The following is a 17802-nucleotide window of genomic DNA, read 5'->3' on the forward strand; positions in this document are numbered from 1 at the left end:
GCGCACCCCGCGCAGCCGCGGGAACTCCGGCCGAACGGGGCGGAGCCCGGGGCGGTCTCCGCGCACGAGGTGCCCCCACCGGCTCACTCCAGCGGCGGGAGGGCCGGCCGGAGCCAGGAGCGCGGGGTACGGGGCGGGAGGGCCGGGGGCGGGGGGTCAGGATCGGGCGGGTGGCCGTGGTCCGGGGGCGGGAACACCCGGCGGCCCGGTGGCGGCGGGGCGGCGGGAGGTCCGCCGGTGCGGCCCAGGAGGCCCTTCTCCTGGAGGTACTGCCGGGCCACGTCCTCCGGGAGCCTGCGCCAACTGTCGACCCGTTCGTTCAGACCGGCCAGGTCCCCGGTGGTCAGCACGGTGTTGAGCCGGGCCAGCGCCCGGGCGATCCCGGGGCTCCCGGCCCGCGCCCGGTTGACCACCGGCACGATGTAGTCGGCGTTCTGGAGGTGCCGGTCGTCCTGGAGCAGCACCAGATCGAAGGCGTCCAGGGTGGCGTCGGTCGTCGTGGTCAGCATCATCTGGTCCTGCCCGCGCTGCACGGCCTGCTTGGACTGTGTGGTGCCGACGCCCTTGGGGTCGACGGCGGTGATGTCGATGCCGTAGACGGACCGCAGCCCCGGCTCGCAGTACGGGCGTTCCACGCATTCGTCGCCCGCCGCCAGCCGCACCGGCAGCTTTGATCTCCCCAGGTCGCTCAGGGTCTTCAGACCGTGGCGCGCGGCGTACTCCCGGCCGACCGCGAAGGCGTTCTGGTCCACCGCGCGCCCCGGGGGCAGCACATCGAGCCCGCGCGGCTCCGCGAGCCGCCGCAGCGCGGTCATCGTCGTCGCCAGGTCCGGTGATCCGACCGGGGGCGCGCCCGCCCCGTTGGCCTTGGCGTTGAGCCAGTCGGCGAAGGTCGCCGCGTACTCCGGCACGACGTCGATCCGGCCGCTCTCCAGCGCCGGTTCGTAGATCTCCCGGTTGGTGACGGTGAGGACGTCGGCGGGGTGTCCGGCGTTCCGCAGCAGCAGGGCGTACAGCTGGGCGAGCAGATCGCTCTCGGTGAATCCGGCGGAGCCGACGGTCAGCCGGTGGCTGTCGCCGGGCGGCACGGTGCCCCGGTCGCGGTTCTCCAGTGAGGGCCCGGTCATACAGGCGCCGGCCACGGCGAGCGTCGCCCCGGCCAGCGAGAGGGCGTACACCGCGTACCGGGGCCGCATCAGCCGCTCTCCCGTGCCCAGGCGGGGGCGAGCCGCTGTCCCAGGACGAACAGCCCCTCCACGGCGAGGGCGAACGCGGCGACCAGGGCGGCGCCCGCGACGACCTGCGGGGTGGAGGCGAGGTTGAAGCCCGCCGTGATGATCCGGCCGAGGCCGCCGCCGCCCGCGAGGGCGGCGAGCGTGGCGGTGGCGACGAGCTGCACGGCCGCGATCCGCACCCCGGTGAGGATCAGCGGCAGCGCCAGCGGGAGTTCCACGCCGAGGAGCATCTGACGGCCGGTCATCCCCATGCCCCGCGCGGCGCGCACCACGTCGCGGTCGACCCCCCGCATCCCGGTGTACGCGTTGACGAGCAGCGGCGGCACGGCGAAGAGCACCAGCGCGATGACGGTCGGCCAGGAGCCGTAGGCGCCGATGGGGCTGAGCAGCAGCAGGACGAGGACGGCGAACGTGGGGACGGCGCGGCCGATGTGGGAGAGGTTGACGGCGAGCGCCCCGCCCCGGCCGACATGGCCGAGGACCAGGGCGACGGGCAGCGCGATCAGACAGCTCAGCCCCAGGCAGACGGAGGTGAGCCAGAGGTGTTCCACGAGCCGCTGCGCGATGCCGCCGTCGCCGGACCAGTGGGCGGGGTCGGTGAGCCATCGCCACGCCTCGGCGAGGGTGTTCACGTGGCCCCCGCCCGCGCCCAGGGGGTGGCCAGCCGCTGGGCGCCGAGGAGCAGCAGGTCAGCGATGACGGCGATCAGCACGCACAGGGCGGACGCGGTGAGCACCTGGGCCTTGAAGTAGGTGTTCATCCCGGAGTAGATGAGGTTGCCGAGCCCGCCGTGGCCGACGATCGCCCCGATGGTGACCAGGGAGACGGCGGAGACCGTGGCGATCCGCAGCCCCGCCATCGCGGCGGGCAGGGCGAGCGGCAGCTCCACCGCGAGCAGCAGCCGCAGCGGCCCGTACCCCATGCCGCGCGCGGCCTGCCGGGTCTCCTCGGGGACGGAGCGCAGCCCGGCGAGGATGTTCCGTACGAGCAGGGTGAGGGAGTACAGGACCAGGCCCGCGATCACCAGGGCGGCGGAGAGCCCGTACACCGGCAGCAGCAGCGAGAACATCGCCAGTGACGGAATGGCGTAGAGGACGGTGGTGAGACCGAGGACCGGTCCGGCCGCCCAGCGCCAGCGGCGGGCGGCGAGCGCGAGGGGGACGGCGAGCGCGAGCGCGATCAGCACGGAGACGCCGGTGAGCTGGAGGTGCTGGACGACCGCGTCCAGGAGGATTCCCCGCCGGGTCGTCAGATACTCGCCGCAGATCCACTCATTGCGGGCGAGACAGTCGTCGGGGGGCTGTGCCACGATCCCATTGCAGTGCGCCCGCCGGGGGTGCGCACGCTGTGCTCGGCCGTCCGGGCGACACCGCGCGCCCGCGCGACAGGCCGGGACCGGCGCCCGCGCGGGACGCCGCGATCCGCGATCCGGCGGTCGGGGCGGTCGGGCAGGGGCTCAGCCGGTGCGGAACAGGTCGGCGTACCGCCCGGTGGGCGGGATCTCGGTGATGACGTCGATGAGCACGCCATCGGGGTCGGCGACGATGAAGTGCCGCTGGCCGAACTCCTCGCTGCGCAGTTCGAGCCGGGGGGTCAGACCCGCGCGGACGACCAGGCGCTCCCATGCGGCGTCGACGTCCTCGACCTCGAAGTTGAGCAGCAGCCCCGCGACCGGGGTGCGGTACCCCTCGGGAATGGTGGGGTGGGTGTGGTCCAGCAGCGCCAGCTCGTACGCGAGGGGGCCGGGGCGGCGCAGGCTGATGTACCAGTCGGCCTCGAAGGTCGTCTCGAAGCCCATCAGCCGGGTGTAGAAGTCCCTGGACTCCTCGATCCGGGAGGTGGCGATCACGGGATAGAAGCTCTTCAGCACGGCACTGCCCTTCGTTCACATACCATCGGTATGTGAATCAAAGTATTGACGTACCATCGGTATGTCAAACGGGGCCGGAGTACACGGGACAGGCCGCGCGAACGGGCGCGGAGCGGAAGGGACGCGGCGAGATGGCACCGACGGCCAGGGAGTTGCAGCGGGAACGGACCCGGCACACGCTGCTGCGGGTGAGCCGGGAGCTGTTCGCGGCCCGCGGGTACGGCGCGGTCGGCCTGGCGGAGATCGTGACGGCCGCCGAGGTCACCAAGGGGGCCCTGTACCACCACTTCGCCGGCAAGGCGGAGCTGTTCCGCGCGGTGCTGCGGGAGGTCCAGGAGGAGGTGGGGCACCAGGTGGCCGACGCGGCCGACGCCCGGGAGGACCCGTGGGAGCAACTGACGGCGGGCTGCCAGGAGTTCCTCACGGCGGCCACCGACCCCGCCCGTCAGCGGATCATGCTCGTCGACGGACCGGCGGTCCTGGGCTGGAACGAGTGGCGCGCCCTGGACGAGGAGTCGTCCGCCCGCCATCTGGCCGAGGCGCTGGCGGATCTGATGGAACGGGGAATCGTGCCCCGGCAGCCGGTCGCGCCGCTGGCCCATCTGCTGTCGGGCGCGATGAACGAGGCGGCGCTGTGGCTGGCCGCGTCCGGCGGGCCGGGGGAGCTGGCCGACACGCGGGCCGCGCTCTCCCGGATGCTGGAGTCCCTGCGGGCGGGCTGATCCGGACGGCCGGGGCGGGGCCCGGCGGCGGACCTCACCAGGGGCTGACGGGCGTGACCGGGTCGCAGATCTCCAGCACGGCCTCACCCTCCCGGGAGTCGGCACCCCCCACGGGGCGGACCTTCGCCCCGACCCAGACCAGATGCGGGGCCGTGCCGACCACCCGGCAGCGGAGCATGAAGCCCTCGGGGAAGCGCACCAGCGACTCGTTGCGCGCGATCCGGGTGTAGCGGTTGACCACCGCCGAGCGGATGACGACACCCTCGCCCTCGCTGCGCGCGGACTCCAGGTCGCTGGAGGCGCAGACGGGGCAGAGCAGACGGCGGAAGGAGGCGGTGCCGCACCAGCGGCACCGCTGATAGATGAGACCGGCCGCCCTCCGCGCCGACGGCGCGGTGCCGGTTCCCGGCTGGGACATGTCTCGATACATCTCGACTCCCTGCACTCGGCTCGGACGCGCCCCGCCGCGCGAAGCGCCCCAGCACCATATGGCACTGAGTGCCGCCGCGCATAGGCACTGGGTGCATTTCCAGAGAGGGCCGGGCGGTGGCGTCGCCCCCGGGCGGGGTCCGGGCCGGGCGGGGTCCGGGCCGGAGCGACGAGGGCGGCGGCGGGGCCGACGCGACCCCGTCGGGGCGGCCGCCGGGCGGGCCACAGGACCGGGAGCCGTCGGACCGGCGCCTTGGGCCGAAGGCACCCGGTCAGCCGTCGGCGAGGGCCGTCTCCAGCCGCTGGACCACACGCCACAGCGGAGTGCTCCGGGCCGCCACCATGACGACCACCTCGCCGCCCTCCCCCGCGTCACCGGCCGCCGACACCACCGCCCGTGGACCGCCCCGGCCCGACCAGACCTCCCGCACCAGCGCGAAGGCGTGCTCGACCGCCCCCTCCGCGTCCCCCTGTCCCCCCGACCGCAGCCAGCCGCGCAGCCCGTTGTTGTGCGCCGCCACCACAGCGGCGGCGATCACCTCGGCGCGCAGCGAGGCGTCCGGGGCATCGCCGTAGCGGCCCCGCAGATACCCCGCCAGAGTCCGTTCATAGCGGCGTACGACGGACAGTTCATAGGTGCGCAGCCCCGGCACCTCACGGGTGAGTCCGTAGCGCTGCACGGAGAACTCGGGGTTCGCCGCGTACATCCGCAGCACGATCCGGGCGGCCTCGCAGACCCGCTCCAGCGGATCGCCGTCCGCGTGGCCGTCGAGAAAGGCCGTCATCTCGGCGAGACAGCGCTCGTGGTCGGGGAAGACCGCGTCCTCTTTCGACGGGAAATACCGGAAGAAAGACCGCCGCCCGACCCCCGCCCGTGCCACGATGTCGTCCACGGTGGTCCGCTCGAATCCCCGCTCAAGAAAGAGCTGGAACGCCGCCTCGGCCAGCGCCTCGCGCATGGGCACCCTGGCGGCGGCGTCCGCCGATGGGCCCGGCGCGGCCTTGCGTGCTCTGCGTGGCTGAGTCATGCCGGGCAACGTAGCACCGGAACCCGCCTTTTGGCACTAGGTGCCTTTACACAGGGTACTGAGTGCCATAGCCTCGCGCCAACGGACCATCCACCGCTAGGAGATCGCCATGACCTTGAGGATTGTTGTCTGTGTGAAGTATGTGCCGGATGCGGCGGGTGAGCGGCGGTTTGCCGGGGATGGGACGGTGGACCGGGAGGGTGTGGACGGTCTGTTGTCGGAGCTGGACGAGTACGCGGTGGAGCAGGCGCTGCGGATCGCGGAGGGTTCGGACGGTGAGGTGGATGTCACGGTGTTGACGGTGGGTCCGGAGGATGCGCGGGAGGCGGTGTCGAAGGGTCTGCGGATGGGGGCGGACCGGGGTGTGCATGTGGAGGACGGGGGTGTGCACGGGTCGGATGTGATGGGGACGTCGCTGGTGCTGGCCGCTGCGGTGGAGAAGGCGGGTTTTGATCTGGTGCTGTGCGGGATGGCGTCGACGGACGGGGCGATGGGGGTGCTGCCGGCGGTGCTGGCGGAGCGGCTGGGGGTGCCGCAGGTGACGCTGTTGTCGGAGGTGTCCGTCGGGGGTGGTGCGGTGTCGGGGCGCCGGGACGGTGACCGGGCCAGTGAGCGGGTGGAGGCGCCGCTGCCGGCGGTGGTGTCGGTGACGGACCAGTCGGGTGAGGCGCGGTATCCCTCGTTCAAGGGGATCATGGCGGCGAAGAAGAAGCCGGTCGTGGAGTGGGATCTGGACGATCTGGGCCTGGACGCGGACGGGGTGGGGCTCGCGGGCGCGTTCACCGAGGTGGTGGAGGCGGTGGAGCGCCCGGCGCGGACGAAGGGCGAGATCGTCACCGACGAGGGCGACGGCGGACTGAAGGTGGCCGCGTTCCTGGCCGGACGCAAGTTCATCTGACACCCCCCTTATCTCTTCCCCCTCCGTCCCCTCCGTGCCCTCTGTCCTCTCCGCCGCTGCTGCTGGCGGTGCCGGTGCCGTCTTCGGTGCTGGTGCTGGTGCTGGTGTGGGTGGTGTGGGTGGTGGTGTTTTCGGTGTGGTCTTTTTCTGTGGTTGTTGTCCGGTGTTGCGGGTTCTTCGTGGTTGGGAGTGTGTGTCGTGGCTGAGGTTGTTGTGTGGGTGGATCATGCCGGTGGTGTGGTGGCGAAGCCGTCGCTGGAGCTGCTGACGGTGGCGCGGCGGCTGGGTGATCCGGTGGCGGTGGTGGCGGGTGAGGGTGCCGCGGGGGCGGCGGGTGTGCTGGGGGAGCACGGTGCGGTGCGGGTGCTGGTGTCGGAGGCGCCCGAGTACGGGGAGTTCCTGGTGGTGCCGAAGGTGGACGCGCTGGCGGCGGCGGTGGGTGCGGTGGGGGTGCCGGTGGCGGTGCTGGTGTCCTCGGGGGGTGAGGGCCGGGAGATCGCGGCGCGGCTGGCGGTGCGGACGGGTTCGGGGATCGTGACGGACGCGGTGGATGTGGAGGTGGGCGCGGACGGCGGGCCGGTGGCGGTGCAGTCGGTGTTCGCGGCGTCGTTCACGACGCGGTCGCGGGTGACGCGGGGGGTGCCGGTGATCGTGGTGAAGCCGAACGCGGCGCCGGTGGAGGCGGCTCCCGCGGCGGGTGCGGTGGAGAATCTGGATGTGGTGTTCTCCCCGGCCGCGGTGTGTGCGCGGGTGGTGGAGCGTGCGGGGCGGGAGGCGAGCGGGCGTCCGGAGCTGACGGAGGCGGCGGTCGTGGTCTCCGGCGGGCGGGGTGTGGGCGGCGCGGAGAACTTCGCCGTCGTCGAGGCACTCGCCGACGCGCTGGGCGCCGCGGTCGGGGCCTCGCGGGCGGCGGTCGACGCGGGCTGGTACCCGCACTCCCACCAGGTCGGGCAGACCGGCAAGAGCGTGTCACCGCAGCTGTACATCGCGTCCGGGATCTCCGGCGCGATCCAGCACCGGGCGGGCATGCAGACCTCGAAGACCATCGTCGCAATCAACAAGGACCCCGAAGCCCCGATCTTCGACCTCGTCGACTACGGCGTCATCGGCGACCTCCACACCGTCCTGCCCCAACTCACCGACGACATCAACCACCGCAAGAACTGAACCGGACGGGCGCGGACCGGCGTGAATTGACGTGATCGGGGTCCGGGGGGTGGGCATGCTCCCCCGGATACGGAGGCGGACCGCCCGGCCCCGGGGCCACCCGGGGCGCGGCGGCACGAGGAAGGGCGAGCGAGACACATGGATCAGCGGGTCGGCGAGGCACGGCTGTGGCTGCGGAACTACTCCCCCGCGCCCGGGGCGGACATCCGTCTGGTGTGCTTCCCCCACGCGGGCGGCGCGGCCAGTGCCTACCATCCGATGGCGAAGGCCCTCTCGCCCTCGGTGGATGTGTCGGCGGTCCAGTATCCGGGCCGCCAGGACCGGCGTACGGAGCCCTGTGCGGAGAGCCTCGCCGAGCTGGCCGACCGGATCGTCCCGGTTCTTTCGGCACTCGACGACGACCGCCCGCTGGCGCTGTTCGGGCACAGCATGGGCGCGACCGTGGCGTACGAGGTCGCCCGGCGGCTGGAGCGGTCGGCGGGGACCCCCGCGCCGGTGCTGGTGCTGCTCTCGGGGCGCCGCCCCCCGCACCACGCCACGCAGCTCGGCGGAGTCCATCTGCGCGACGACGCGGGCGTGCTGCGCGAGCTGTCGTTCCTCGGCGGGTCCGTCATGGAGGCGCTCGCCGATCCGGAGCTGCTGGAGCTGGTGATGCCCGCGATCCGGGGCGACTACCGGGCCGTCGAGACCTATGTCCATGTGCCGGGCCCCCCGCTGCGCTGTCCGGTGGTGGCGCTGACGGGGGACGCCGACCCCCGGGCGTCGGTCGCGGAGGTCGAGGACTGGCGGGAGTACACCACGGGCACGTTCGGCCTGCATGTCTTCCCGGGTGGTCACTTCTATCTCCAGGACCGCGGCGGCGACGACGTCCACGAGACCGTCCGCGCCCATCTCGCCGGGCTGACGGCCCGGGGCGCGGGACCGCGCTGACGTCCGTCCGCCCCCGCGACGCGTCCGCCGCTCAGATGCCGAACGGGGACGCGTACCGGATGACTCCGCGCGGAACGGGCCGGTCGGAGTCGAGGACGAGGGCCATCAGCGCCTCGTCGGGGACGTCGAAGGGGGCGCGGATGCCCCAGCGGGACGCGGGCTCGAATCCGAACCGGCGGTAGTAGGCGGGGTGCCCGAGGACCACCACCGGACTCTCTCCCTGCTCGCGCGCGGCCTCCAGCGCCGCGCGCACCACCGCCGAGCCCGCGCCCCTGCGCTGGTGTCCGGGGAGGACGGCACAGGGGGCGAGGGCCAGCGCGGGGCCGCCGCCGATGTGGCAGCGGGTCAGCAGGGCGTGGGCGACCACGGTGCCGTCGGATGCCGCCGCCACCAGGGAGAGTCCGTCGATCCAGGCTTCCGGGTCGGCGCGCAGCGCGTCCACGAGGTCGGCCTCGGCGGGGGTGTCGAAGGCCGCGGCGTTGACCGCGTGGACGGCCGGAATGTCCTCGGGGGACTCCGGACGGACGGTCCAGATGGTCATACGGGGTCCGTTCTGCTGGGACGGGCCGCTCCGCCGCCGTCCCCAGCAGAACGGACCGGGCCGGCCGCGGGCGGGGCGGTCAGGGCGCGGGCGGCTCCAGGACGACGGGCAGTTCCACGAGTCCGCGGAAGGCGGGGAAGGGCACGACCAGCCACTCCGGTTCCCGCGCGGGGTCGGCGAGGGCGACCCGGGGGAAGCGGTCGAACAGCCCGGTGAGGGCGAGCTGGGTCTCCAGCCGGGCCAGCGGGGCGCCCAGGCAGTAGTGGATGCCGTGGCCGAAGCCCAGGTGGGCGCTCTGGTTGTTCGCCGGGCGCGCCAGGTCGAACGTGTCCGGGGCGTCGAACTTCGCCGGGTCGCGGTTGGCCGAGCTGAGGGCGATCTGCACGAGCGCGCCCCGGGGGATCACGGTGCCCCCGATCCCGACGTCCTCGGTCGCGTACCGGAAGGTGCCCGTCTCCACCGATCCGTCGTACCGGAGGACTTCCTCCACCGCGGGTGCGATCAGCGCGGGGTCCTCCCGTACCGCCCGGAGCTGCCCGGGGTGGCGGAGGAGGTGGAGGACGGCGTTCCCGATGAGGTAGGCGGTGGTCTTGTGGCCCGCGAACATCAGCAGAAAGGCGGAGGAGATCAGTTCGTGCTCGGTGAGCCGTCCGTTCTCGTCACGGGCGCCGATCAGCACACTGAGCAGGTCGTCGCTCGGCCGCCGCCGCTTCTGTTCGACCAGTTCGGCGAAGTAGGCGTGCAGGGCCTCCTCGGCGAGTTGCTGGGCCCGTTTGGACTCGGGGCTGAAGCCGGTCTGGGCCACGGTCGTGGACCAGGACTGCACCTTGGGCCGGTCCTCCGGGGGCACGCCGAGGAGTTCGCAGATCACGATGATCGGCAGGGGGAAGGCGAACGCGGCGAGCAGGTCGACGGGTTCGCCGATGGGGCAGTCGTCGAGGAGTCCGGTGACGATCTGCCGGACCCGGGGGCGCAGCGACTCCACCCGGTGGGGGGTGAAACCGGAGTTGACCAGCCGTCGCAGCCGGGTGTGCTTGGGCGGGTCGGCGTTGAGCATATGGTCGTCGAGGGCGACCGAGGAGTCCCCGAAGATCCTCCGGTACGACTCCAGGGCGCCGTACATGTCCTTGCTGAGCCGGGGGTCGGCGAGGGCGGCGCGGGCGTCCTCGTAGCGGGTGATCAGATAGGTGGTGATGCCGTGCGGGGGGTTGAGGGGACAGACCGGGGCGGTCCGCCTGAGCCGTCCGTAGACGGGGTAGGGGTTCCGCCGGAACTCGGGGGTGCACCGCTCGGCCGCGGCGACCGCCGCGTCGGCCGGGTCATCCGCGCTGGTCATGGACGGCTCCTGAGGTCGAAGACGGCCTCGGCGTTGCCGCCGAGGATGAGCTGCTGGGACGCCTTGTCGACGGGCAGTTTCTCGATCATGCGGATGAAGTCCTCCAGCGGCACGGAGAGCGGTGGCGAGTCGGTGCCGAAGAGCATCCGCTCCGGTCCCAGGATCTCGGCGTTGAGGCCGAGATGGGTGGGGCTGAAGGTGCTGGTGTCGACGTAGAGGCGGCGCAGTGCGGCGGCCGGGTCCGCCGCGGGCGGCACGGCGGAGGGGTCCGGCGGCCCGGCGGGGGGCCCGGCGGCACCGGCCGGGCCCCCGGCACTGGGGCCGGACGGTGTCCGGCCCCAGTGCCGGGGGCGGGCGGCGGTCTGGAGGCGTTCGGGCAGCAGCGCCAGCGCGCCTCCGCCGGTGGCCCCGATCAGCCGCAGCCCGGGGTACTTGTCCAGCCAGCCGCTGAAGGCGATCAGCGAGAGGGCGAGCTGGAGATCGCCGAAGCGGCCGATCTGTTCGACGAAGCCGTGGGAGTCGACGGCCTCGGTGCCGATCGGTTCGGCGGGGGCGTGCACGAGGACCGGGACCCCGGCTTCGGCGGCGAGCGCGAAGAACGCGTCGGAGCGGGGGGAGCCGAGGAGTTCGCCGTGGACGCTGGAGGTGGTGATGAGTCCGACGAAGGCGGGGTCCGCGAGGGTTTCGCGGACCCCTTCCAGATGGTCGTCGTCGCCGAAGGGGTTGGCGTACACATAGCCGCGGAGCTGGTCGGGGAAGGTGCCGATGAGCCCGGACATCCAGGCGTGGAAGCGGCGCAGCCGGTCCCTGGGCTGGCGGTAGTTGTCGACGCCGGGGACGCGGGCCATCGCGCCCGCGCCGACGGGGCTGCCGATGATGGTGAGGTCGATCCCGGCCCGGGCACGGGCGGCGAGCATGCCGTCGACGTCGGTCAGGCTGGGGGGCATCGGAAAGCGCCGGGCGGCCTCGGGCGGTGAGAGATGGCCGTGGATGTCGATGATCATGCGTGCGTTCCCGGGTTCGGTGCCGTCAGGGCCGTGGGGGCCCCGGGGGCCAGCGCGTGGGCGACCGCGACGCAGTCCTCGTCCCCGTGGCCCTGCTCGGTGGCGCGGACATGGGTGTCCCGCGCCGCCTCCAGGAGGGGCAGCCGCAGCCCGGCGCGCTCGGCCGCTCCGGCCGCGAGCAGCAGATCCTTGGTCATCAGCCGCAGTCGGAAGTCCGGTTCGCCGTAGCGGCCGGCCGCGAGCCGCTGGGACTTGAAGGCCATGACGGGCGAGGCGAAGCCGCTGCCCGCGATGGCCCCGAGGGCCTGCGCGCGGTCGAGACCGCCCGCGACGGCGAGTTCGACGGCCTCGGCCATCGCCTGGACCTCGATGCCCATGAGCAGATTGAGGAGGAGTTTCATCCGCATGCCGGAGCCGAGCCCGCCCAGATGGACGACTTCCTTGCCGAGCAGTTCCAGCAGCGGGCGGCCCGCGGCGAAGACCTTCTCCTCGCCGCCGACGAAGAGTCTCAGCTCCCCGGTGCGGGCGTGCCGCCGGTTGCCGAGCATGCCCACGTCGAGGACGCCCGTCAGCCCGCCGGTGAGCTGGACGATCTCCTCGGGGGCGACGGTCCCGGCGCAGAGCAGGGCGCCGGGATAGGGGCCGTCGGAGAGGATGCCGCCCGCTCCGCGCAGCACGGCGGAGAGGGCCTCGCTGTCGGCCACGGCGCAGATGGCGGCGCTCGTCCCGGCGACCGCTTCGGCGGGGTGCGCGGCGGCCACGGCCCCGGCCCTGGTCAGCGGTTCGGCGCGGTCGGCCGTCCGGTTCCACACCCGGACCGGGACCCCCTGGTCGAGCAGTCGCCCGGCGAGTGAGCTGCCCATCGAGCCGAGGCCGAGGACGGCGACCGGGCCGGTGTCCTGGGTCATGCCTCGGCCCCCACGGTCTCCTGGACGACCCGGAAGCGGAGCGACTGGGTCTGGTCGACCCACTGCCGCAGCGGCGCGAGCAGGGCGCGGTGGTCCTCGCCCTGCTGCCAGGCGAAGAAGTGTTCGGGGGTCTCCCACTCGCTGGTGATCACCCACTGCCGGGAGTCGTCGATGGGCTGGCCGAGACGGTCGACGAGATGGCCGGGAACGCTCGCGACGGACCTCCGTATGCGGTCGTAGGCGTCCAGGAATCCCTGTTCGCCCCCCTCGATCACATGGACCGAGTACACCACGGACAGCGTGTCGGTCTCCTGGTCCTTCGGCATGGTGCGCATGGCTCCTCCTGACGGTGATATCCGGCAGAACATGCCTTCACGGACTCATGCCCGGGAGGTGGCCGCAACTCCGGCCCGGCGGTGGCCCAACGGGGAGAAGGGCGGCGGCCATGGGCGATGGCGCGTACGGGTGACGCGCGGCCCGCCGTGCCGCGCCCGCCGTGCGTGACTCTCCGTCATCGCCGGGTGGTGGCGGGCCGGGGGCCCGCGTCCGCCCTCGCCCGCCGAGGCGGTCGCCGAGCGGGACGGCGGAACCGTGGCGGCGGTGGCGGCCTCCCCAGCCGAGGGAAGATGTGGCCGACCTCTTGTCCTCTGGGCCAGGAATAATCGCTTCCGGGGAGGCCGGGCGAAGAGGGGCGGCGCCGGGCCGCGTCCGCCAGAACCTGTATACGACCGGCGCGGTGGACGAGGAGTTCCCCGGGCGGCCCCGCCCCACCGTCCGCACCCGTCCCACGCCGCTGTTTCCGGCCCCTCCCGCACGGTCGGCGGCAGCCCGTCCGCCCCCTTTGGGCCCCGGAATATTTCCTGCGTATTGCGACCGTGTGGAGATGGCCGCGATCACGTTCCCTGTTCGATTTTCGGGTCGTTACGGTGCTGGGCGGCATGAACCGGACGCTCCGGGCCGTCGCACCCCCGCCGGGGCCGGCGCTCCCCGGAGCCGACGGGCCGTCGTGCCCGCCCCAGCCGTCCCACCCCGTGAGGAAGCGCCCATGAGCCAGAGCGTCGACGAGGTATCCGCAGGCCACACCCCCGACGAGCCCGCGGCCGACCCCCGTTCCGGCTGGTCGTTCGAGACTCGGCAGGTCCACGCGGGCGCCGCGCCCGACCCGGCGACCGGGGCCCGGGCGGTGCCCGTCTACCAGACGACGTCCTTCGTCTTCCGGGACACACAGCACGCCGCCGACCTGTTCTCGCTGGCCGAGCCCGGCCATATCTACACCCGCATCCACAACCCCACGTCGGACGTCCTGGAACAGCGGGTCGCCGCGCTGGAGGGGGGCGTGGCGGCGGTGGCGCTCGCCTCCGGGCAGGCGGCCGAGACCCTGGCGATCCTGACCCTGGCGGGCGCCGGTGACCACATCGTCTCCAGCACCTCCCTCTACGGCGGGACCTACAACCTCTTCCGCCACACGCTGCCGAAGTTCGGCATCGAGGTCTCCTTCGTCGACGACCCGGACGACATCGACGCCTGGCGGGCCGCGATCCGCCCCACCACGAAGGCGCTGTTCGCGGAGTCCCTGGGCAATCCGCGCGGCAATGTCCTCGACGTCCGGGCGGTGGCCGACGCGGCGCACGCGGCGGGCGTGCCGCTGATCGTGGACAACACCGTGCCGACACCGTTCCTGCTGCGTCCCGTCGAGCACGGCGCGGACATCGTGGTGCACTCGGCGACCAAGTTCCTCGGCGGGCACGGCACCACCATCGGCGGAGTGGTCGTGGACGGCGGCACCTTCGACTTCGGGGCGCACCCGGAGCGCTTCCCCGACTTCAGCGAGCCCGACCCCAGCTACCACGGGCTGCGCTACTGGCCGGTTCTCGGCGCCGGGGCCTTCGCCGTCAAGCTCCGGGTCCAGCTCCTGCGGGACCTCGGCCCGGCCCTCTCCCCGCACTCCGCGTTCCTGCTGCTCCAGGGGATCGAGACGCTGAGTCTGCGGATGGAGCGGCACTCGTCCAACGCCCTCGCCCTGGCGCGGTGGCTGAGCGAGCGCGACGAGGTGTCCGCCGTCCACTACCCGGGGCTGCCGGGCAACCGCTGGCACGAGGCCGCGACGCGCTATCTGCCCGACGGCGCGGGCGCGGTGCTCTCCTTCGAGCTGCGGGACGGGGTGGAGGCGGGGCGGCGGTTCGTGGACGGCGTGGAGTTGTTCAGCCATCTCGCCAACATCGGCGATGTCCGGAGCCTCATCATCCACCCCGCGTCCACCACCCACAGCCAGCTCGCCCCGGACCAGCTCGCGGCCACCGGCACCACGCCCGGCCTGGTGCGGCTCTCGGCGGGAATCGAGAACATCACCGATCTCGTCGCCGATCTGGAGGCCGGTTTCCGGGCCGCGAAGGGCGCGTCCTGAACACCACCGTGCCCGGCGCCCGGGACCCCGTGAGCGGGCCGCTGCCCGCCACGGGGGCCTGGCAGGAGGGGGACCCGCCCGGCCGCCGCCGCTGGCTGCGGCTGCCCGGCCCCCTCCCCCTGGAGGCGGGCGGTGAGCTGCCGGACGTACGGATCGCGTATGAGACCTGGGGGCGGCTCGCGCCGGACGGTTCCAACGCGGTCCTGGTGCTGCACGCCCTGACCGGCGACAGCCATGTCACCGGGCCCGCGGAGCCGGGGCACCCCACCCCGGGCTGGTGGGACGGGCTGATCGGGCCCGGCCGTCCCCTCGACACCGACCGGTGGTTCGTGGTCGCCCCCAATGTGCTCGGCGGCTGCCAGGGCAGCACGGGGCCCTCCTCGCCCCGGGACGGGACCGGGGCCCGGTGGGGCGGCGCCTTCCCCTTTCTGACCACCCGTGACCAGGTGGCGGCCGAGGTCCGGTTCGCCGATCTGCTGGGCGTGGAGCGCTGGGCCCTGGTCGTCGGCGGGTCGATGGGCGGCATGCGGGCGCTGGAGTGGGCGGTGGACCGCCCGGACCGCTGCGCGGCGCTGCTGCTGCTCGCCACCACGGCGGCGGCCAGCGCGGAGCAGATCGCGTGGGCCGGAGTGCAGGTGCACGCCATCCGCTCGGACGCCCACTGGCGGGGCGGCGACTACCATGACGCGGGCCCCGGCCGGGGCCCGCACCGGGGGCTGGGCATCGCCCGCCGTCTCGCCCATGTCACCTATCGCTGCGAGACGGAGCTGGCCGGGCGCTTCGGGCGCGAGCCCCAGGGGGACGAGCACCCCTGGCACGGCGGCCGGTACCAGGTCGAGTCCTATCTCGACCACCACGCCGAGAAGTTGGCCCGCCGCTTCGACGCGGGCAGCTATGTGGTGCTGACGGAGGCCATGAACAGCCATGACGTGGGCCGTGGGCGCGGGGGCACGGACGCCGCGCTGCGCCGTGTCCGCGCGCGTGCGCTGGTCGCCGGGGTCGACTCCGACCGGCTCTATCCGCTGGCGCAGCAGCGCCTGCTGGCCGACCGCATCCCGGGGGCGGACCGGCTGCGGGTGATCGAGTCCCGGTACGGGCACGACGGATTCCTCATCGAGCTGCCCCAGGTCGCGGCGCTGGTGGCGGAGTTGACCGGCTGAACGGTACGGCCGCGCGAGCGGCCCGGGAGGCCGGGCCGGGGGCCAGGGGCCGGGCCCGTCCGGATGGCGGTGCGGGACCGGCCCCGCACCGCTCGGGCGGGACACACCGTCCGGGCGGGACCGGACACCCAAATCACATCAACCCCATCGGAAACATCACCGCGTGAACGGTTCGGAGGGGGCTTTGGGCGGGAATGACGATCAAGAGCAGTCCGGCGGCCGGCGACCCATGACGACATCCCGCTCATGACACCCGCTCCGGCCGGCGGCTGAGGCAGATCGGGGAGAAGGAGCACCGCCCATGGCGACACCACTGTCCGCCGACAGACTCGTGGACGTTCTGCGGAGCGAGGGTCTGCGCGTGGTCGAGCACCGGAGCTGGCGCACGCACAACCGCAACCACAAGGGCCTGTGGGGGCCGGTGCACGGGGTGATGGTCCATCACACCGTGACCTCGGGCACCGAGAGCTCCGTCGAGCTGTGCTACAACGGCCACGCCACGCTGCCCGGCCCGCTCTGCCACGGGGTCATCGCCAAGGACGGCACGGTCCACCTGGTGGGCAACGGCCGGGCCAATCACGCCGGGCTCGGCGACGGCGAGGTCCTGCGCGCGGTGATCGGCGAGACCTCCCTGCCCGTGAAGAACGAGGCCGACACCGACGGCAATCGCTATTTCTACGGTTTCGAGTGCGTCAACCTCGGTGACGGGAAGGACCCGTGGCCCGAGGCCCAACTCCTCGCGATCGAGCAGGCGTCGGGGGCGATCTGCCGGGCCCACGGCTGGTCCCAGCGCTCGGTGATCGGCCATCTGGAGTGGCAGCCCGGGAAGGTCGACCCACGCGGTTTCACCATGGACGCGATGCGGACCCGGGTCGCCGCCCGGCTGGCCCAGGACTCCGGGGGACCGGCCGGACCGCCCGCGGGCCGGCCCGCGCCGCGGCCGAGGCCCCGGCCGCGTCCGGTGGCGTACGAGCCGTTCCCCGGCGCGGCCTTCTTCGCGTCCGGGCGGCGCAGCGCGATCGTCACCGCCATGGGCAGGCGGCTGGTGGCGGAGGGGTGCGGGCGGTACCGGGTGGGCCCCGGCCCCTCCTGGTCGGAGGCGGACCGCTCCTCGTACGCCGCCTGGCAGCGCAAGCTGGGCTACACGGGCCGGGACGCCGACGGCACCCCGGGCAGGCGGAGCTGGGACAGGCTGAAGGTGCCCAAGGGCTGAGCGGCCGGGCGGCCCCTCCCGGGGCGCCCGGAGGCGACCGGCGCCGCGGCGGCTCCCTCCCCGCCGCGGCGCTTCCCACGCTCTCCCCCGGCCCCGGTTTTGGCTGGTTCTCCACGGCGCGGACCCGCGGGCGCGCCCCGTGCGCGACCGCCCCGTGCGCGACCGCCCCGGCCGGACGGGAGGGCCGTGCGAAGTCCGCCCCGGGCCGGGCTCCGGCCGGTGGTCCGCACGGCCGGTGGTCCCGGTGGCGGCCGGGGCTACTCGGGCCAGGGCGAGGCCCGGACGACCTCGACGAAGTCGCCGCGCCGGAAGCCGGGGACGAAGTGCGCGAGGACATCCGCCTTGACATTGCCGAACGTGGTCTCCGGCTTGGGCGCGACGCCCTCGGTGAAGGCCGCGAGGATACGGCGCTTGAAGTCGGGACGGGGATGCAGCGCGGTGATCTCGGCGCGCTCGGCCGGGCCGATGCCGTCGAAGCCGATGCCCAGGACGTCGTACTCCACCCCGGCGGTCAACGCCGCCACCTCGGGTTCCAGATACGCGGGGATCTCCGGTGTGGTGTGCAGCGCGATCGCGGTCCAGACGCGGCGCACCGCCTCCTCGGGCATCCCATGGGCCCGGAGGAAGGCGGCGGCCTCCTCCGCCCCGTCGATCTCGAACCTGCGTCCGCTGCCCCGGTGGGCCTCACCGAGGCCGACATCGTGGAAGAGGGCCCCGACGTAGAGGAGTTCGGGGTCGACGGCCAGTCCCCTCCCGCGGGCCTGGAGGCTGCCGAAGAAGTAGACGCGGCGGGAGTGGTGGTAGATCAGTTCACCGGTGGTGTCGCGGATCAGTTCGGTGGCCTCCCGGGCGAGCGCGCTGTCCGGCACCGCGACCCCGGCGGCTCCCGGCGCACCGCGGGACGGACGGTCCGTGGGCGATTCCATGGGCATCTCCTGCTCCTTGTCGTCGTCGGAG

19 protein-coding genes are annotated in these 17802 nt (G+C 73.5%); 7 read left to right on the top strand and 12 right to left on the bottom strand.

Going from position 1 to position 17802, the window contains the following annotated elements:
• Window positions 1–83: 83 nt before the first annotated feature.
• The 4 genes from CRV15_RS00735 to CRV15_RS00750 all read right to left on the bottom strand — a co-directional run bounded on the left by CRV15_RS00735 (window position 84) and on the right by CRV15_RS00750 (window position 3105).
• Window positions 84–1196 carry an ABC transporter substrate-binding protein gene (locus tag CRV15_RS00735; protein ID WP_003962744.1) on the bottom strand — a complete coding sequence of 371 codons (1113 nt, stop codon included), beginning with the start codon at window positions 1194–1196 and terminating at the stop codon, window positions 84–86.
• A complete protein-coding gene (locus CRV15_RS00740; RefSeq protein ID WP_003962743.1) occupies window positions 1196–1867 on the bottom strand; it encodes an ABC transporter permease in 672 nt (223 codons plus the stop codon). Before CRV15_RS00740 ends, CRV15_RS00735 begins: the two co-directional genes overlap by 1 nt.
• On the bottom strand, window positions 1864–2544 hold the full coding sequence (locus tag CRV15_RS00745) for an ABC transporter permease (RefSeq protein WP_003962742.1): 681 nt from the start codon (window positions 2542–2544) through the stop codon (window positions 1864–1866). The genes CRV15_RS00740 and CRV15_RS00745 overlap by 4 nt, the downstream gene beginning before the upstream one ends.
• Before the next feature lie 147 nt (window positions 2545–2691).
• Window positions 2692–3105 (bottom strand): VOC family protein, encoded by a 414-nt coding sequence (locus CRV15_RS00750; RefSeq protein ID WP_003962741.1) that lies wholly within the window; start codon window positions 3103–3105, stop codon window positions 2692–2694.
• 131 nt (window positions 3106–3236) lie between these two features.
• On the opposite strand from CRV15_RS00750, the gene CRV15_RS00755 reads away from it, so the two are divergent.
• Window positions 3237–3827, top strand: coding sequence for a TetR/AcrR family transcriptional regulator (locus CRV15_RS00755; protein WP_009998159.1), 591 nt, complete (start codon window positions 3237–3239; stop codon window positions 3825–3827).
• Between the two features lie 34 nt (window positions 3828–3861).
• Here CRV15_RS00755 and CRV15_RS00760 read toward each other — a convergent pair whose 3' ends face one another.
• On the bottom strand, window positions 3862–4257 hold the full coding sequence (locus tag CRV15_RS00760; RefSeq protein ID WP_003962739.1) for a Zn-ribbon domain-containing OB-fold protein: 396 nt from the start codon (window positions 4255–4257) through the stop codon (window positions 3862–3864).
• Between the two features lie 271 nt (window positions 4258–4528).
• Window positions 4529–5215, bottom strand: a complete 687-nt coding sequence (locus tag CRV15_RS00765) for a TetR family transcriptional regulator (protein ID WP_009998156.1) — start codon at window positions 5213–5215, stop codon at window positions 4529–4531.
• Window positions 5216–5393: 178 nt separating this feature from the next.
• Between CRV15_RS00765 and CRV15_RS00770 the strand changes: the two genes are divergently transcribed.
• From CRV15_RS00770 to CRV15_RS00785, 3 genes are all read left to right on the top strand, one after another.
• On the top strand, window positions 5394–6182 hold the full coding sequence (locus CRV15_RS00770) for an electron transfer flavoprotein subunit beta/FixA family protein (RefSeq protein WP_003958993.1): 789 nt from the start codon (window positions 5394–5396) through the stop codon (window positions 6180–6182).
• Window positions 6183–6380: 198 nt separating this feature from the next.
• The gene (locus CRV15_RS00780) at window positions 6381–7349 is read left to right on the top strand and encodes an electron transfer flavoprotein subunit alpha/FixB family protein (protein ID WP_029183144.1); all 969 of its coding nucleotides are present in this window, start codon (window positions 6381–6383) and stop codon (window positions 7347–7349) included.
• 138 nt (window positions 7350–7487) lie between these two features.
• On the top strand, window positions 7488–8279 hold the full coding sequence (locus CRV15_RS00785) for a thioesterase II family protein (protein ID WP_003958990.1): 792 nt from the start codon (window positions 7488–7490) through the stop codon (window positions 8277–8279).
• A 31-nt stretch (window positions 8280–8310) separates the two neighbouring features.
• On the opposite strand, the gene CRV15_RS00790 is transcribed toward CRV15_RS00785, so the two are convergent.
• The 5 genes from CRV15_RS00790 to CRV15_RS00810 all read right to left on the bottom strand — a co-directional run bounded on the left by CRV15_RS00790 (window position 8311) and on the right by CRV15_RS00810 (window position 12403).
• Window positions 8311–8820: a GNAT family N-acetyltransferase gene (locus CRV15_RS00790; RefSeq protein ID WP_003958989.1), complete on the bottom strand. Its 510-nt coding sequence runs from the start codon at window positions 8818–8820 to the stop codon at window positions 8311–8313.
• 79 nt (window positions 8821–8899) lie between these two features.
• On the bottom strand, window positions 8900–10156 hold the full coding sequence (locus CRV15_RS00795) for a cytochrome P450 family protein (RefSeq protein ID WP_003958988.1): 1257 nt from the start codon (window positions 10154–10156) through the stop codon (window positions 8900–8902).
• Window positions 10153–11160: an amidohydrolase family protein gene (locus CRV15_RS00800; RefSeq protein WP_003958987.1), complete on the bottom strand. Its 1008-nt coding sequence runs from the start codon at window positions 11158–11160 to the stop codon at window positions 10153–10155. The genes CRV15_RS00795 and CRV15_RS00800 overlap by 4 nt, the downstream gene beginning before the upstream one ends.
• On the bottom strand, window positions 11157–12068 hold the full coding sequence (locus CRV15_RS00805; RefSeq protein ID WP_003958986.1) for an NAD(P)-dependent oxidoreductase: 912 nt from the start codon (window positions 12066–12068) through the stop codon (window positions 11157–11159). The genes CRV15_RS00800 and CRV15_RS00805 overlap by 4 nt, the downstream gene beginning before the upstream one ends.
• The gene (locus CRV15_RS00810; RefSeq protein ID WP_009998152.1) at window positions 12065–12403 is read right to left on the bottom strand and encodes an antibiotic biosynthesis monooxygenase family protein; all 339 of its coding nucleotides are present in this window, start codon (window positions 12401–12403) and stop codon (window positions 12065–12067) included. Before CRV15_RS00810 ends, CRV15_RS00805 begins: the two co-directional genes overlap by 4 nt.
• 710 nt (window positions 12404–13113) lie before the next feature.
• On the opposite strand from CRV15_RS00810, the gene CRV15_RS00815 reads away from it, so the two are divergent.
• The 3 genes from CRV15_RS00815 to CRV15_RS00825 all read left to right on the top strand — a co-directional run bounded on the left by CRV15_RS00815 (window position 13114) and on the right by CRV15_RS00825 (window position 16845).
• Window positions 13114–14472: a bifunctional o-acetylhomoserine/o-acetylserine sulfhydrylase gene (locus tag CRV15_RS00815; protein WP_009998150.1), complete on the top strand. Its 1359-nt coding sequence runs from the start codon at window positions 13114–13116 to the stop codon at window positions 14470–14472.
• An 8-nt stretch (window positions 14473–14480) separates the two neighbouring features.
• A complete protein-coding gene (metX, locus tag CRV15_RS00820) occupies window positions 14481–15632 on the top strand; it encodes a homoserine O-acetyltransferase MetX (protein WP_003962730.1) in 1152 nt (383 codons plus the stop codon).
• Between the two features lie 301 nt (window positions 15633–15933).
• Window positions 15934–16845: a peptidoglycan-binding protein gene (locus CRV15_RS00825; RefSeq protein WP_003962729.1), complete on the top strand. Its 912-nt coding sequence runs from the start codon at window positions 15934–15936 to the stop codon at window positions 16843–16845.
• Window positions 16846–17102: 257 nt separating this feature from the next.
• Here CRV15_RS00825 and CRV15_RS00830 read toward each other — a convergent pair whose 3' ends face one another.
• Window positions 17103–17771 carry an HD domain-containing protein gene (locus CRV15_RS00830; RefSeq protein WP_029183142.1) on the bottom strand — a complete coding sequence of 223 codons (669 nt, stop codon included), beginning with the start codon at window positions 17769–17771 and terminating at the stop codon, window positions 17103–17105.
• Window positions 17772–17802 lie beyond the last annotated feature (31 nt).

Origin of the sequence: Streptomyces clavuligerus (assembly GCF_005519465.1) — a bacterium.
GTDB lineage: Bacteria > Actinomycetota > Actinomycetes > Streptomycetales > Streptomycetaceae > Streptomyces > Streptomyces clavuligerus.

What these genes read in the sequence shown, in the direction of transcription:
- CRV15_RS00735 (WP_003962744.1), bottom strand. Translation starts at nt 1,196, where the DNA reads ATGCGGCCCCGGTACGCGGTGTACGCCCTCTCGCTGGCCGGGGCGACG.
- CRV15_RS00755 (WP_009998159.1), top strand. Translation starts at nt 3,237, where the DNA reads ATGGCACCGACGGCCAGGGAGTTGCAGCGGGAACGGACCCGGCACACG.
- CRV15_RS00760 (WP_003962739.1), bottom strand. Translation starts at nt 4,257, where the DNA reads ATGTATCGAGACATGTCCCAGCCGGGAACCGGCACCGCGCCGTCGGCG.
- CRV15_RS00765 (WP_009998156.1), bottom strand. Translation starts at nt 5,215, where the DNA reads ATGCGCGAGGCGCTGGCCGAGGCGGCGTTCCAGCTCTTTCTTGAGCGG.
- CRV15_RS00770 (WP_003958993.1), top strand. Translation starts at nt 5,394, where the DNA reads ATGACCTTGAGGATTGTTGTCTGTGTGAAGTATGTGCCGGATGCGGCG.
- CRV15_RS00785 (WP_003958990.1), top strand. Translation starts at nt 7,488, where the DNA reads ATGGATCAGCGGGTCGGCGAGGCACGGCTGTGGCTGCGGAACTACTCC.
- CRV15_RS00790 (WP_003958989.1), bottom strand. Translation starts at nt 8,820, where the DNA reads ATGACCATCTGGACCGTCCGTCCGGAGTCCCCCGAGGACATTCCGGCC.
- CRV15_RS00795 (WP_003958988.1), bottom strand. Translation starts at nt 10,156, where the DNA reads ATGACCAGCGCGGATGACCCGGCCGACGCGGCGGTCGCCGCGGCCGAG.
- CRV15_RS00800 (WP_003958987.1), bottom strand. Translation starts at nt 11,160, where the DNA reads ATGATCATCGACATCCACGGCCATCTCTCACCGCCCGAGGCCGCCCGG.
- CRV15_RS00805 (WP_003958986.1), bottom strand. Translation starts at nt 12,068, where the DNA reads ATGACCCAGGACACCGGCCCGGTCGCCGTCCTCGGCCTCGGCTCGATG.
- CRV15_RS00810 (WP_009998152.1), bottom strand. Translation starts at nt 12,403, where the DNA reads ATGCGCACCATGCCGAAGGACCAGGAGACCGACACGCTGTCCGTGGTG.
- CRV15_RS00815 (WP_009998150.1), top strand. Translation starts at nt 13,114, where the DNA reads ATGAGCCAGAGCGTCGACGAGGTATCCGCAGGCCACACCCCCGACGAG.
- CRV15_RS00825 (WP_003962729.1), top strand. Translation starts at nt 15,934, where the DNA reads ATGGCGACACCACTGTCCGCCGACAGACTCGTGGACGTTCTGCGGAGC.
- CRV15_RS00830 (WP_029183142.1), bottom strand. Translation starts at nt 17,771, where the DNA reads ATGGAATCGCCCACGGACCGTCCGTCCCGCGGTGCGCCGGGAGCCGCC.